The sequence below is a fragment of the Methylophilales bacterium genome (assembly GCA_019823025.1).
In the GTDB taxonomy this organism is placed as follows: Bacteria; Pseudomonadota; Gammaproteobacteria; order Burkholderiales; family Methylophilaceae; genus BACL14.
In genome coordinates this window covers 313,456-328,329 of record CP081940.1, presented here as the reverse complement: position 1 = coordinate 328,329, position 14,874 = coordinate 313,456, and the positions used below count along the sequence as shown (strand labels likewise).

16 protein-coding genes are annotated in these 14,874 nt (G+C 35.9%); 8 read left to right on the top strand and 8 right to left on the bottom strand.

Going from position 1 to position 14,874, the window contains the following annotated elements; genetic code table 11:
• Positions 1–3: 3 nt before the first annotated feature.
• Genes K6112_01740 through K6112_01705 form a run of 8 tightly spaced genes read right to left on the bottom strand, consistent with a single transcriptional unit; the run spans position 4 to position 6,571 of the window.
• Positions 4–327 (bottom strand): DUF4156 domain-containing protein, encoded by a 324-nt coding sequence (locus tag K6112_01740; protein ID QZP18096.1) that lies wholly within the window; start codon positions 325–327, stop codon positions 4–6.
• 5 nt (positions 328–332) lie between these two features.
• Positions 333–665 carry a ferredoxin family protein gene (locus tag K6112_01735; GenBank protein QZP18095.1) on the bottom strand — a complete coding sequence of 111 codons (333 nt, stop codon included), beginning with the start codon at positions 663–665 and terminating at the stop codon, positions 333–335.
• Positions 666–709: 44 nt separating this feature from the next.
• A complete protein-coding gene (locus K6112_01730; GenBank protein QZP18094.1) occupies positions 710–1,999 on the bottom strand; it encodes a sulfate adenylyltransferase in 1,290 nt (429 codons plus the stop codon).
• Positions 1,999–2,901, bottom strand: coding sequence for a sulfate adenylyltransferase subunit CysD (cysD, locus tag K6112_01725; protein QZP18093.1), 903 nt, complete (start codon positions 2,899–2,901; stop codon positions 1,999–2,001). Before cysD ends, K6112_01730 begins: the two co-directional genes overlap by 1 nt.
• On the bottom strand, positions 2,901–3,527 hold the full coding sequence (locus K6112_01720; protein QZP18092.1) for a phosphoadenosine phosphosulfate reductase family protein: 627 nt from the start codon (positions 3,525–3,527) through the stop codon (positions 2,901–2,903). Before K6112_01720 ends, cysD begins: the two co-directional genes overlap by 1 nt.
• Positions 3,528–3,535: 8 nt before the next feature.
• Complete coding sequence (locus tag K6112_01715) at positions 3,536–4,141, bottom strand: DUF934 domain-containing protein (protein ID QZP18091.1); 606 nt, start codon at positions 4,139–4,141, stop codon at positions 3,536–3,538.
• The gene (locus K6112_01710) at positions 4,138–5,796 is read right to left on the bottom strand and encodes a nitrite/sulfite reductase (GenBank protein ID QZP18090.1); all 1,659 of its coding nucleotides are present in this window, start codon (positions 5,794–5,796) and stop codon (positions 4,138–4,140) included. Before K6112_01710 ends, K6112_01715 begins: the two co-directional genes overlap by 4 nt.
• Positions 5,789–6,571, bottom strand: coding sequence for a sulfite exporter TauE/SafE family protein (locus tag K6112_01705; GenBank protein QZP18089.1), 783 nt, complete (start codon positions 6,569–6,571; stop codon positions 5,789–5,791). The genes K6112_01710 and K6112_01705 overlap by 8 nt, the downstream gene beginning before the upstream one ends.
• A 101-nt stretch (positions 6,572–6,672) precedes the next feature.
• Here K6112_01705 and K6112_01700 point away from each other — a divergent pair, with 101 nt between their 5' ends.
• From K6112_01700 to K6112_01665, 8 genes are all read left to right on the top strand, one after another.
• Positions 6,673–7,602 (top strand): CysB family HTH-type transcriptional regulator, encoded by a 930-nt coding sequence (locus K6112_01700; GenBank protein QZP18088.1) that lies wholly within the window; start codon positions 6,673–6,675, stop codon positions 7,600–7,602.
• 306 nt (positions 7,603–7,908) lie between these two features.
• Positions 7,909–9,567 carry a formate--tetrahydrofolate ligase gene (locus tag K6112_01695; GenBank protein ID QZP18087.1) on the top strand — a complete coding sequence of 553 codons (1,659 nt, stop codon included), beginning with the start codon at positions 7,909–7,911 and terminating at the stop codon, positions 9,565–9,567.
• A 2-nt stretch (positions 9,568–9,569) separates the two neighbouring features.
• Positions 9,570–10,151 (top strand): YigZ family protein, encoded by a 582-nt coding sequence (locus K6112_01690; protein QZP18086.1) that lies wholly within the window; start codon positions 9,570–9,572, stop codon positions 10,149–10,151.
• A 115-nt stretch (positions 10,152–10,266) separates the two neighbouring features.
• Positions 10,267–11,547 carry an O-acetylhomoserine aminocarboxypropyltransferase/cysteine synthase gene (locus tag K6112_01685; protein QZP18085.1) on the top strand — a complete coding sequence of 427 codons (1,281 nt, stop codon included), beginning with the start codon at positions 10,267–10,269 and terminating at the stop codon, positions 11,545–11,547.
• 41 nt (positions 11,548–11,588) lie between these two features.
• Positions 11,589–12,866, top strand: a complete 1,278-nt coding sequence (locus tag K6112_01680) for an aminotransferase class I/II-fold pyridoxal phosphate-dependent enzyme (GenBank protein ID QZP18084.1) — start codon at positions 11,589–11,591, stop codon at positions 12,864–12,866.
• Positions 12,866–14,164 carry a DNA recombination protein RmuC gene (rmuC, locus tag K6112_01675; protein QZP18083.1) on the top strand — a complete coding sequence of 433 codons (1,299 nt, stop codon included), beginning with the start codon at positions 12,866–12,868 and terminating at the stop codon, positions 14,162–14,164. The genes K6112_01680 and rmuC overlap by 1 nt, the downstream gene beginning before the upstream one ends.
• Positions 14,154–14,414 carry a MoaD/ThiS family protein gene (locus tag K6112_01670; protein ID QZP18082.1) on the top strand — a complete coding sequence of 87 codons (261 nt, stop codon included), beginning with the start codon at positions 14,154–14,156 and terminating at the stop codon, positions 14,412–14,414. Before rmuC ends, K6112_01670 begins: the two co-directional genes overlap by 11 nt.
• Positions 14,415–14,870 carry a molybdenum cofactor biosynthesis protein MoaE gene (locus tag K6112_01665; protein ID QZP18081.1) on the top strand — a complete coding sequence of 152 codons (456 nt, stop codon included), beginning with the start codon at positions 14,415–14,417 and terminating at the stop codon, positions 14,868–14,870. It abuts the gene before it with no gap.
• Positions 14,871–14,874 lie beyond the last annotated feature (4 nt).

Genomic DNA, 14,874 nt, shown 5'->3' with positions numbered 1-14,874 from the left:
AAATTAGTATCTACAAACATAGATCTTAAACAAGGCTGACTGCGTTCCTCTATATTGTTTGTATTGAGACATTATAATAGTGTTACCATTTTTTTCAACTGCAGCATTTTTACCTAGTTGAATTAAGTTTTTTTTCGAAATGTCGTTATAGTCAGAGTATCCTTTTACTTTGTTTCTTACTTCACCTTTGAACTCACATTTATTTTGATCAACGCTTGTGACTAAATTTACATCGCTTGAACCAGGAGATTCCTGAACAAACTTTGCACCACCACAAGATATCAGTAACAAAAATATAATACTAAAAATTTTATTTTTACGAAACATTACTTTTACCCCTCATTCTCTATTAACATAGATCGCTTATCAGTTATTGTAGAAAACTTTTCAGCTTCTGGTAAAGGGTCTTTCCTTGAGGTAATGATCGGCCATACCTTAGATAATCTTGCATTGATTTCAATAAATTCTTGTTGGTCTTCAGGCACATCATCATCAGCATAGATTGCCTCAACAGGGCACTCGGCCACACATAATGTGCAATCGATGCACTCTTCAGGGTCAATAGCCAAGAAATTAGGTCCTTCAACAAAGCAGTCTACTGGGCAGACATCGACACAGTCTGTGTATTTACATTTAATACAACTTTGTGTTACTACATACGTCATTTTTCATATCCTTTAAAAAGTGAATTTTAAATTATTTTGTAATATTATTCTATGGTTTCAATCATGCCGGCACCAACCGTATGGTAGGTAGTCTCATCGATGATGATGAATGCACCGGTACTTCTATTTTGTTCATACTGATCAACAATTAAGGGTTGAGCTAACTTGAAATTAATATTAGCAATATCATTAGTTTTAAGCTCGTTAGCCCTTTCCTTGTCCAAAGTATTTATATTAATTTTGTTATTAATACTTGAAATTTTTGCTTTAGATAATCTGGTTGTATGCATAATCAAATAGGTTCTATTAATATTTAAATCTGATTCAGATAACCAACAAACGTTCGCTGTAAATTTTTTAGTGCTTATTAAGTTGTCATCTTTTTGAACGATCATATCCCCCCTAGAAATATCAATTTCATCATTAAGTGATAGGGTTACCGACTGCTCATAGTTTGCTTCAGAAATAAGCTCCTCTCCAATACGAATCTCTTTGATGGTTGATTCATAGCTTGATGGGAGCACTTTTATTTTGTCGTTTACTTTTAATGAGCCTGACTCGATTTTTCCCATAAAAGCTCTAAAGTCATGCAGTGCTTCATTAGCTGAATCTCTAGGTCGGCAAACAAGCTGAATAGGGAATCGTAACCGTGAATTTTTTGTTTCTTCTGTAGAGTCAATATTTTCAAGTGTTTCTAAGAGCGTTGCCCCTTTATACCAACTTAAGGAATCTCCTCTATCAACAATCATATCGCCATTTAAAGCTGACATGGGGATAAAGCTTATGTTTGCTTCTGGTTTATTTAATTTAATAGCAGATGCAAAAGAATTGTATTCTTCACATATATTTTGATATTCATTTTCATCATAATTAACTAAATCCATCTTATTGACCGCAACGATGATATTTTTAATCCCAACAAGCTTTGTTAAGTAAGAATGGCGTCTTGTTTGTGTCAACATCCCTTTTCTGGCATCAACGAGGATGATCGCAAGTTGAGCAGTCGAGGCAGCAGTAACCATATTTCTTGTGTATTGCTCATGGCCAGGTGCATCTGCAATGATATATTTTTTCGATCCGGTACTAAAATATCGATAGGCCACGTCAATAGTTATTCCTTGCTCTCTTTCGGCTTGAAGCCCATCTGTAATTAAGGATAAATCTAGTACTGTCATACCCTTTTTCTTTGAGGTCTTCTCAATTTGGCTTAAAGTATCCGTTAGGATAGTTTTCGTATCATACAGAAGCCTACCTATCAGGGTACTTTTTCCATCATCAACGCTACCACACGTCATGAACCTTAAAACCGAATTGTTTTTATTCATATCATTCATTAAAAATATCCTTCTTTTTTCCTTTGCTCCATAGAGGCCTCTGATACTTGATCATCTAAACGAGTTTCACCCCTCTCTGTGATCACCGTTGAAGCAGTTTCCATAATTATTTTTTCGATTGAATCTGCTGAGCTTGCGACCGGTGCTGTACAGGTAATATCACCCACAGTTCTAAATCGAACCATCATATTCTCTATTTTTTCATCAGGGGTAGGGGGGGTAACGTCAGTGATAGGGACAATTGCCCCATTTCTTTTTACAATATCTCTCTTGTGAGCAAAGTAGATACTTGGAAGCTCTAAATTTTCCCTTTCTATGTACTGCCAGACATCCATCTCGGTCCAATTAGATATAGGAAAGGCCCTAATATTTTCACCTTTGTGCACCTTCGCGTTATATAAATTCCATAATTCTGGGCGTTGATTTTTTGGATCCCATTGACCAAATTCATCACGAAAACTCATAATTCTTTCTTTTGCTCTCGCTTTTTCTTCGTCTCTCCTGGCTCCACCAATGCAGCAGTCAAATTCATTTTCCTCAATAGCTTCTAGCAAAGTAATTGATTGATATTTATTCCTTGGCTCATTGGGTGTCTTTAAGACGATCGTGCCTTTCTTCATAGAATCTTCTAATGATGCCACTATTAGTCTTTCACCCAGCTCTTTAGTTTTTTTATCACGAAATTTAATTACTTCAGGATAGTTATGGCCTGTATCAATATGCATAAGTGGGAATGGAAAGCGACCAGGCCTAAAAGCTTTCTCAGCAATTCTGAGAAGACATAAGGAATCCTTACCACCTGAGAAAAGTAAAACAGGGTTCGAGCATTGGCCAGCTACCTCTCTCATTATGTGGATTGCTTCCGATTCTAGCCAGTCAAGGTGACTTAATTTATTTTTCATTACTTACCTTCTCTATTGTGGAGGCCACATTCACGTTTTTCATCCACCTTTGTTGGGTCAAAGTAGTCATATTCATTCACTAATTTATATTTTTCCATATAAGTATCCAGGTCTTTATCTGTCCAGTGGTAAAAGGGACTTATTTTTAATAAGCCAGATTCAGTTTTATTAATAATATCTAACCCGTCACGAAATTCTGTTTGCCCTTTTCTTAAGTTTGTAATCCATAAATCAGGTTGAATTTCTGCCATCGCTCTCCTGAAGGGTTCAAGTTTTACTTGCTCTGTAAATAATTCATGGCGTGGATCATCAATTTCAGGCATTTCACCCATTACAGCCTCTCTAAAGGCTGAGGTATGAAGTGGAGTGAACAATTTTATATTTAAACTCAATTCACCAATAATTTTTTCAGCATAAAGATAGGTAGCCTTGGTGTTATAACCGGAGTCACACCAAACTATCTTTAATTTTGGCATGAGCTTGGTGCATAGATGGAGTATCGCAACCTCGTAGGGTCTAAAGTTTGTTGTTAGGATAGGGTTTTTTGTTTCTGCAAATGCCCACTCTACAATATCTTCAGGTGTTTTTTTATTAAATTCTTTATTAATTTGTACTAAGTTATCCATCGTAAAATTTAATTTCTGTTAATTATTTTCCATGCCGGTTCTGTTTGATCAACGGCACCCTGATAAGGGGTGGTGAAATCACTCAGGCCTAATAATGCGTCTTTGGCATCCTTATCTTTTCTAATTAGAAAGCTATTAAAACCCGATCTCTTAAGGAAGAATAGTTGGTCCCTTAACACATCTCCAATAGCTCTTAGTTCATTTTTATATTTATATTTCATCCTCAATAGATTCCCTATTGAAAAAATTCTACCGTCTGCAAATTTTTTTGTGCTTACTGCAATGCAAGGTAAATTATGCATATCTTCAATTTGATTTATAAAGCTATCAATTTCTTCATGTGTTTCTATCCAGATTCCGATTTCCTGGTTTGATATTCTGCTCTTCAAATTATCTTGATGATGCAAAAAAACCTTAACTGGTAGCAATAGCTTTCCTTCTTTAGGAATTGGCGTTTTTTCAATTTGCTCACTTGTTAATGAGTCTTCCCCTGTGAGTTTGAAAATTACAACCTTGCCCGCCTGCTTTTTAACCTCTATCTCAGTCTCTGGAGGCATTATTTGCTGCCAATCATCATCTACGATGCTATTATCTTTAATTAATTGTGAGCTCATACAGTCTTTTCCTTTTTCCCGTAAACCTCTTCTTTAAATGGCTCAAGTCCTATTCGTGAAACACAATCAATGAAGACTTCATCCGGATGACGATTTTTAACATAGGTATTAATAATTTTTTTTATGACCTTAGGCATTTCTTCTTCTGAGAAAGAGGGCCCTATCACTTTACCGATACTTGCAAAATTTCCTTGATTCCCACCTAGTGTCAACTGGTACCATTCACTACCATCTTTATCAACTCCTAAAATACCAATATGCCCAACATGATGATGGCCACAAGCATTCATGCACCCGGAAATATTTAAATTTATATCGCCTATATCGTGAAGGTAGTCCATATCATCGAAGATATCTTGGATAGATTTTGCTATTGGAATACTTTTAGCATTTGCGAGTGAACAAAAGTCACCACCAGGACAGCAAATAATATCAGTGAGTAAACCAATATTAGGGGTTGTTAATTTCTTAACTTTTGCTTTCTCCCAAAGCTCAAAAAGATTATCTTCCGAAACATCTGACAAGATAAGATTTTGTTCATGAGAGACACGAATCTCACCAAAGCTATATTGATCTGCTAGCGAAGCAACCGTTCTCATTTGGTCTGATGTTGCATCCCCAGGTGCCTGCTCATTGCTTTTGAGTGACAAAGTCACCGATCTATAACCTTCTTTTTTATGCCTATGCGTACACCTCAATAACCACTGGGTAAAAGATTTATTTGTAGTGTGTTTTTTAAGATCATCTTTTTTATCAGTCTTGTAGTTTGGCTCAGAGAAGAAAGCCTTAACTCGATTAATTTCTTTACTATCTATCGTATTTGGGCCATTTTTAATTGTAGCCCATTCCTTATCAACTAATTGTTTAAATTTTTCAATACCAAGAGCCTTAACCAAGATTTTAATTCTTGCTTTGTACATGTTATCTCTTCGTCCATAAAGGTTATAGACGCGAAGAATTGCCTCACAATAAGTGAGTATATGTTTCCAAGATAAATTTTCCCTGATAACTGATCCTAGAATAGGCGTGCGGCCTAGACCACCACCAACCCATACTTTGATCGCCATTTCATTATTTTTGTCAGAGAAAACTTCAAGTCCAATATCGTGTGCCTGAACAATCGCGCGATCTTTTGATGAACCAGTTACCGCAATTTTAAATTTTCTTGGTAGCAGAGCAAACTCAGGATGAAAGGTGCTCCATTGCCTTATAATTTCTGCTAAGTAACGGGGATCAATGATTTCATCGGGTGTAACCCCTGCAAATTGATCGGTGGTAATGTTCCTGATACAGTTTCCAGATGTTTGTATTGCATGCATTTCAACCGTGGCAAGCTCTCTTAAAATTTTAGGTGTATTTTCTAACTTCGGCCAATTAAATTGAATATTTTGTCGAGTACTAAAATGACCATAACCTCGGTCATACTTATCTGCGATATCAGCAAGCTTTGTAAGTTGAGCTGAAGATAATAAGCCATAGGGTATCGCAACTCTAAGCATAGGGGCGTGTCTTTGGATGTAAAGACCGTTTTGAAGCCTAAGTGGTCTAAACTCCTCCTCGGTTAATTCTTTATTTAAAAAGCGTGTGAGTTGTCCCTCGTATTGATTTACTCTTTCATTTACGAGTGTTTGATCTAATGAATCGTACTTATACATAATTTGCCTTAAACATTAATTGCATACCTACAATAAGTAGAATTATAACCAATATGAATCGTAAGAATTTTTCATCTATTCTTACACTCAGTTTACTGCCGAATAGTACGCCGGGAACAGAACCAATTAAAAGGGCTATCAATAAATTTATATCTACTGTACCTAAATTATAATGGCCGATACCTGCAAAAAGGGTCAATGGTACAGCATGGGCGATATCAGTTCCAATAATTTTCCTAAGTTGTATTTTAGGGTAAAGTAAAAGCAAGGCTGTGACTCCAATTGCACCTGCGCCCACCGAAGTCAATGTAACAACGGCTCCTAAAAAAATGCCCAATATAACGGTAAGTACATTTATATTTAGGCTTGTTTTCAATTTCTGCTTTACGGACTTTTTAATAATTATTGGCTGAAATAAAACTGCAATTGAAGTTAAAATAAGCGCTATTCCAAGTGAGAAGTTTATTATTTCAACATTTTGCAATGAGTAAAGGTCAATATCTTTTAGATAATAAGTTACTAGGTAAGATGACGGTAGGCTGCCAAGGAGTAGATTCCTAACAATTTTCCAATCAACATTACCTAGTTTATGGTGAGATACAGCTCCTGCAGATTTAGTAATAGCCGCATATAAAAGATCTGTTCCAACAGCAATAGCAGTTGGGAATTTAAAAAATAATACAAGTAATGGTGTCATTAGTGACCCACCACCAACACCAGTTAATCCAACAAGAGTCCCAACTACAAAACCAGAAATAATATATTCAAAAATCACGATAAATAATTTGAAGAAAATTTGTAAAATTGCATGCAATATAACAGTTTTTAATATACTATAAAATAATAATAAATTCTATTTATATAACTTTTAAGAATATGAAATTACAACAACTTAGATGTATTTCTCAAATTGTTCAATCTGAATTTAATATCTCAAAAGCATCAGAGATTTTGAACACTTCTCAACCTGGTGTAAGTAAGCACATTAAGCTTCTAGAGGAGGAGATTGGAATTAAAATTTTCCAAAGAAATGGTAAGAGGCTCGTTGGCTTGACTGATCCAGGAAAAAAAGTTTTGGGGTCTATAGAGGCAATACTTCAAGAGTCAAACAATATTAAAGTTATTTCAGAGGAATATATACAAAAAGATCAAGGTACTTTTACAATTGCTACAACACATACCCAGGCAAGATACAAACTTCCAAAGGTCGTTGAAGAATTTGTAAAAAAATATCCAAAAATTAATTTGAATATCCACCAGGGTAATCCGTCGCAAGTTACTGAACAGATTATCAGTGGTGAGGCCGATGTAGGTATTGCTACGGAGTCCATTAATTTAAGTGAAGATATACATACCATACCTTGTTATCAATGGAATCGTTGTATTGTAATGCCAAAAAATCACCCATTAACAAAAGCAAGGCGAATTACTTTGGAGGATTTAGCCTCATATCCGATGATAACTTATGACTATGCGTTCACTGGAAGCACAATTGTTTCTGAAGTTTTTAAAAATGCCAATATAGAACCAAATATTATGTTGACCGCGATTGATGCTGATGTCATCAAAACCTATGTAAGTCTGAACATGGGCATAGGATTAATTGCTGAAATGGCTTATGACTCAACTACTGACCATCCAATGGTCAGCAGAGATGTCAGTCATTTATTCCCTCTTAGTACGACCTATATTGGGATTAGACGTGAGAATTTTTTAAGAAAATATACCTCTGACTTCATCTGTATGTTTATCCCGCAAACAAGCAAAAAAGAACTAAAAAAAATATTGAATAAAAAATCACTTTAATTATATAAATTACTCCAATATCTTTTTTTATTAAAAAATATCTATTATAATCAATAAGTTAGTCTATTGATGAATCTTAAATATTGCTATATACTTAATTTAAGACTGTTCACATAACATTATCCATTGTTAACTACGGTCAATGTAATTCATGACCAAAAGTCTTCAAAAAACAAATCATGACCAAAAGTCTTCTTGTTTTAAAACCTGATAATTAAATCACGATCAATCAAATAAAAGATTTGACGTTATTTAACTTTAATTATCACTTTTTAATTAAACAATTTTAGGGAATAAATTACTATCATGAAATCAGATTTAGAAATAGCACAAAGTGCTCACTTAGAAAAAATTGAAGACGTCGCAAAAAAAATAAATATCACTCAAAATGCATTAATTAATTTTGGCCCATTTATGGCAAAAATTAATTCAAAAGAATTGGGTCATAAAGAAAAAAAGAAGGCAAAGCTAATTCTAGTCACTGCAATGAGCCCAACACCTGCGGGTGAGGGTAAGACAACAACAACTATTGGTTTAACAGATGCACTCGCAAGTCAAGGTAAAAGTGTCGTGGCATGTTTGCGAGAGCCATCATTGGGTCCTGTATTTGGTATGAAAGGTGGTGCTACAGGGGGGGGATATGCTCAAGCAATACCAATGGAAAACATCAACCTTCATTTTACGGGCGATTTTCACGCAATTACTTCAGCAAACAATCTTCTTTCAGCCTTAATAGATAACCATATTTACCATGGAAATGAGCTAGGGATTGATCTTGATGCAATTACTTTTAAGAGAGGGTTGGATATGAATGATAGATCCTTAAGAAAGGTAAATATAGATAACGCACGTTATCAATATCAAGGGGGGTTTGATATTTCTGTAGCAAGTGAGGTGATGGCAATTTTTTGTTTAGCCTCGTCATTAGAAGATTTGACTAATAGGTTAGGCGAAATTCAAGTAGCTCAAAATCTTGATAAGACTAAATCGCCGATATATGCAAAAGATTTAAAGGCGCAAGGAGCAATGGCTGCATTGTTAAAAGATGCTTTTATGCCAAACTTGGTCCAAACCTTAGAGCATAACCCGGTACTAATTCACGGCGGTCCTTTTGCTAATATTGCGCATGGTTGTAACTCATATATTGCTACCCAGCTAGGAACCAATATGGCTGAATATGTTGTAACAGAAGCAGGTTTTGGTGCTGACTTAGGGGCAGAAAAATTTATTGATATCAAGTGCAGACAAACAGGCCTCGAGCCAAGCTTGATTGTTATCGTTGCTACCATTAGAGCTATGAAATACCATGGCGGCAAAAAAGTAGAAGATCTTAACAATGAGGACTTGGATGCTCTTGAAAAAGGCTTCGCTAACCTAGAGCGCCATATCGAAAATTGCAGTCAACATTATGGATTAAATTTAGTAGTTGGAATCAATCACTTTAAAACGGATACCGATGAAGAGATTAAACTTATCCAAGAAAAAGTAGAGAAACTAGGCTTCAAGGCTATCTTATGTTCGCACTGGGGGGAGGGTTCCAAAGGTGCAGAATTATTAGCTAAAGAGGCAATCAATCTTGTCGACAAACCAAATCAATTTAAATATCTTTATGACACAAAGGATTCTATTAAATCCAAATTAAATACAATTGCTCAAAATATTTACCGAGCTAAAGATGTGATGTTTGAAGATGAGGCTTTAAAGCAGCTCAATCTTATCGAGGATGAATATGCTCATTTTCCTGTATGTATTGCAAAAACGCCATATTCATTCTCAGGAGATGCTAAAGAGATTGGTGCTGTTTTAGATCATACATTAACCATTAGAGAGATTAGGTTGGTAAGGGGCGCAGGATTTATTGTTGCTATTTGCGGCAGTGTAATGACGATGCCAGGGCTTCCACTAAAGCCAGCGAGTGAAGGTATTGCAATCAACTCAAGTGGAGAGATCGAAGGTCTAAGCTAAATATGCGTATATTAATCTCAGAAGAGCAATCTGAGTTAATCGTAAATAAGTCAAAGTTCATTGGATATAGCGTTATCGCAAATTCAAGAGAAGGCTTTTTAGATAAAGTGAGAGAGATAAAAATAAATAACCCATCAGCAAGCCATGCTGTTTATGGCTTGCGCATCAAAAAAAATACTATCGAACCTCATTTTAGTGATGATGGTGAACCATCCGGGACAGGCGGAAGGCCACTAATCAGCATTTTAGAATCTAAAAAAATTATCAATGGTGGTCTCGTGGTTGTTCGTTATTATGGTGGCATAAATTTAGGGAAGGGGGGTCTTGCAAGAGCCTACAGTCAGGCAGGCGAAAAAGCAATTTTGGCCTCAAGGTTAGATAATTTTATTGAATTACATGATTATATATTATTCTTTAAATACAGTAGTTTAGATTTTATTTCTAAAGTAATACTTGATAATAAAGGTGTCATACTAGATCGTAACTTTGATCAAAATATTACACTTAAAATAAGGGTAAGTGCTTCAACTAAGGCGCTGATAGAAAAAAAATTTCCAACGGCTAAAATCCAATTATTAGTCTAAACTTTTTCTTTATTTTTATTTGAAAAGTTAAACCCTCAGTCATTAAGCACCATAGTTAAATCTATGTTGTAATTCTGTTATTATTTATTATAAAAACAACCTTAGGAATATACCAATGAAACTTGAATCAATAGCACTTCATCACGGTTATGAATCAAAAAAAAATGACCAGAAAGCTGCAACAGTACCAATTTACCAAACTTCAGGATTCACTATTGATGATACGCAACATGGTGCAGATTTGTTCGACTTGAAGGTTGAAGGAAATATTTATACAAGAATTGGTAATCCTACCAACGACGTCCTTGAGAAAAGGGTTGCAGAAATGGAAGGTGGGATTGCTGGTTTATCTCTTGCTTCTGGAATGGCTGCAATTACTTATGCTATTCAGACCATCACAAGATCGGGCGATAATATCATAAGCACAAACCAACTATATGGTGGAACATATAACTGTTTTACACATAGCTTCCCTAAGCAAGGCATTACTGTGAAAATGGTTGATGGAGCTGATTATGAAGGGATTGAGGCAGCTATAGATGAGAAAACTAAAGCTTTATATTGTGAATCAATTGGTAATCCTCTAGGAAATATTATTGATTTAAAAAAGTTTGCAGATATTGCCCATAGGCATGGCATTCCCTTGATTGTTGATAATACTGTTGCAACGCCTTATTTATGTAGACCTATTGACTTTGGCGCAGATATTGTGGTGCATTCCCTAACAAAATATATAGATGGTCACGGAGCTACGATTGGAGGAATTATTGTAGATTCTGGAAAATTTGATTGGGCTAAAGATCCTAAAAAATACCCTATGCTGAATGAACCAGACCCTTCTTATCATGGTGTGATATATACCGAAACATTTGGAGCCGCAGCATTTGTTGGTTGCTGTCGTGTCGTTCCTTTGAGAGAAACAGGCGCATGTTTAGCTCCCAATAATGCTTACATTATTATGCTAGGTCTTGAGTCGCTAGGCGTAAGAATGGAACGACATTGTGAGAATGCACTTGCGTTAGCGAAATATTTAGAAAGTCATGATCGTGTGGAATGGGTAAATTATGCTGCTCTTCCTGAGGATAAATACAATGATGTTTGTAAAAAAATTACTAATGGTCAGGCATCAGGCATTGTTAGTTTTGGTCTCAAAGGTGGAATAGATGCAGGCGCTAAATTTATTGACGCACTTCAAATGATTTTGAGAGTACTCAGTATGGGGGATGCAAAATCACTTGCCTGTCATCCAGCATCAACATTACATAGGCAATTAACTCCAGAACAGAAGGTTTTAGCAGGTGTAAGTGAGGACTTGGTAAGAATCTCTGTAGGTATTGAACATATTGATGACATTATTCAAGATGTTGAGCAGGCAATTGAGGCTTCAAAAAAATAAGGCATAATTTTATTAAAACCAATTACAAGGAATTTTAAGATATGAAACTTGAATCGATAGCACTTCATCATGGTTATGAATCTGAAAAAACTACGAAGTCAGCAACAACACCAATTTACCAAACAACCTCATTTACATTTGATGATACAAAACATGGGGCAGACTTATTTGACCTTAAGGTTGAGGGAAATATTTATACCCGAATAATGAACCCCACTAACGGTGTGCTGGAACAAAGAGTCGCTGAAATGGAAGGCGGAATTGCTGCCTTATCTCTTGCCTCTGGTATGGCTGCAATTACTTATGCTATTCAGTGCATTACGAGAACGGGCGATAATATTGTGAGTACCAATCAGCTTTATGGGGGGACATATAACTTATTCGCACATAGTTTTCCTCAGCAGGGAATAAATGTAAAGATGGTTGATGGTGCTGATTTTAAGGCAATCGATGCGGCAATCGATGAAAAAACGAAGGCATTATATTGTGAGTCAATTGGTAACCCTTTGGGAAATATTATTGACTTAAAAGAGCTTGCAGACATCGCTCATAAGCATGGTATTCCTTTGATAGTCGACAATACCGTCCCAACTCCGTATTTGTGTCGACCTATCGATTTTGGAGCTGATATTGTGATTCATTCGCTAACAAAATACATGGGTGGTCATGGAACAACAATTGGCGGAGTCATTGTTGATTCTGGAAAATTTGATTGGGCAAAGGAGCCTAAAAAATATCCTATGCTTAATGAGCCAGATCCCTCTTATCATGGCGTTGTTTACACGGAAGCGTTAGGGCCGGCGGCCTTCATTGGTCGATGTAGAGTTGTTCCTTTAAGGAATACTGGGGCAGCACTCTCTCCTCATAGTGCCTTTTTAATAATGCAGGGACTTGAGACATTGGGTTTAAGGATAAAGCAGCATTGCGAGAATGCTCTTGCACTAGCCAAATATTTAGAAGGTCATGAATCAGTGGAATGGGTAAATTACGCGGCACTCCCTAATGATAAATACAACGCTCTTTGTAAAAAAATTACGAACGGCCAAGCATCAGGCATTATTAGTTTTGGAATAAAAGGCGGTATTGAGGCAGGAACTAAATTTATCGATGCACTTCAAATGATTTTGAGGTTAGTGAATATTGGAGATGCTAAGTCACTCGCCTGTCATCCTGCTTCTACAACTCATAGACAACTTAATCCAGAAGAGTTAGCTCTGGCAGGCGTTAGTGAAGATATGATCAGAATTTCTGTGGGCATTGAACATATCGATGATATTATTCAGGATGTTGAGCAAGCTATTGAAGCTTCAAAAAAATAATGCTCCTTGAGATAATCTTAGGATTAATATTATTAGTCAGCATCATTATCTTATGGAAAGTCTATGGAGGTTCTGGTGGAGGCAATCATCTAGATAAGCTTCTCGAGGAAAAGCATCGAGCGATGATTCTTGATATCAATGATAGCCTGAATAAATCATCTGATCGTCTAAACAAAACAGTTACAGAAGAATTAAAGTCGACAAGAAAGTCATTAAACGACCTCCAGCTATCGCAACAAGAAGCTTTATCAAAGATTCGTGAAGAAATTACTGAAAAAATACATAAAACACTTTCTGAGCAAGGAAAGGCTCAACAAGAAACTCTTCAAAACTCTCTTAAAAATACAGCACTGCAGTTAATTGCCTCTGTTGAAACGTTGACTAAATCAGTTGATAAAAGACTTGAGGCCATCACAGGAAAAGTGCAGGAAAGGCTCGATGAGGGATTTAAGAAAACAAACCAAACCTTTATAAGTGTCATGGAGCGATTAGCTACGATTGACGAAGCACAGAAAAAGATTGATGGCTTAACAACCAACATGGTCAGTCTGCAAGAGCTATTAGGAGATAAAAGATCTAGAGGGGCATTCGGAGAACTCCAATTAGAAGGTTTAATAAAAAACATATTACCACCAGATTCATACAGTTTTCAGCATACCTTCTCAAAAGGAGTCAGGGCAGATTGCGTATTATTTCTGCCAGACCCTACAGGAACAGTAGCCGTTGATTCAAAATTTCCGATGGAAAATTATCAAAAAATGTTTGATGTAAAGTTAACAGATATAGATAAAGCTAAAGCCCAAAAACAATTTAAATTAGATGTCAAAAAACATATCAATGATATCGCGTCAAAATATATTATTACAGATGAAACTTCTGATGGTGCTGTTATGTTTCTTCCAGCTGAAGCTGTCTTTGCAGAAATACATGCTTATCACCCTGAACTTATTCAAGAAGCAATGGCAAAAAAAGTTTGGCTAGTTTCACCCACAACATTAATGGCCGTTCTCAATACTGCAAGGGCAGTTCTAAAGGATGTTGAAACAAGAAAACAAGTGCATATTATAAAATCTGAACTTGGTAAGCTAGGTAAAGAGTTTGATCGGTTTGATACCAGAATGAAAAAGCTGGCTGATAACATTCGTCAAGCACATGAAAATGCTCAGGATGTACATATAACAAGTCAAAAAATAACACAAAGGTTTACCCAAATTGAGAAAGTTGAGCTTGAACAAGACTCAAATAATGTATTAGATTTCGAAGAAAAGCCTATGATTGGCAAAGAAAATGAATCTTAAACTTTTATTTTTTGCATCCCTTAGAGAGCTGTTTGAGTTTAGCCAAAAAGAAATTACATTAACAAAAGAAGTAAGAACAGCAGAGGAGTTTTTGTTGGTCATGAGTAAACAAAGTGGAGGAGAGTGGGTTAACTTGTTTGAGAATAAAAACATGTATAAGTTAGCTATCAATCAAGAGCTTTCTTTATGGAAAGATCCCATTCATGAGGGAGATGAGCTTGCAATTTTTCCACCGATAACGGGCGGGTAAATGAACATCATTATCCAAGAAAATAGCTTTTCTATCTCAAAAATTATTTCAGAGTTCTCAAAAAAAGAAAATGTGGGGGCTGTAGTAAGTTTCAGTGGTTATGTTCGCGAGTTCTCAAAAGAGAGGCAATTAAAGTCAATGGAACTTGAGCATTACCCAGGTATGACTGAAAAAGCTCTTGAAGATATTGTGCAAAGTGCCAAAAGTCATTGGGATATTCAGGAAGTAACCATTGTTCATAGAGTAGGCAAGCTTTTACCTAAGGATATAATTGTAGGTGTAATTGTTTCAAGTAAGCACAGATCAAATGCCTTCAAGGCTTGTGAATTTATTATTGATTTTCTAAAAACAGATGCACCATTTTGGAAGAAAGAAATTTCTGATGAGGGAGAAATATGGGTTGCTGAAAGGCAGGAGGATGTTGTTAAGAAAACAAACTGGAATAAATTAGATTAAATTT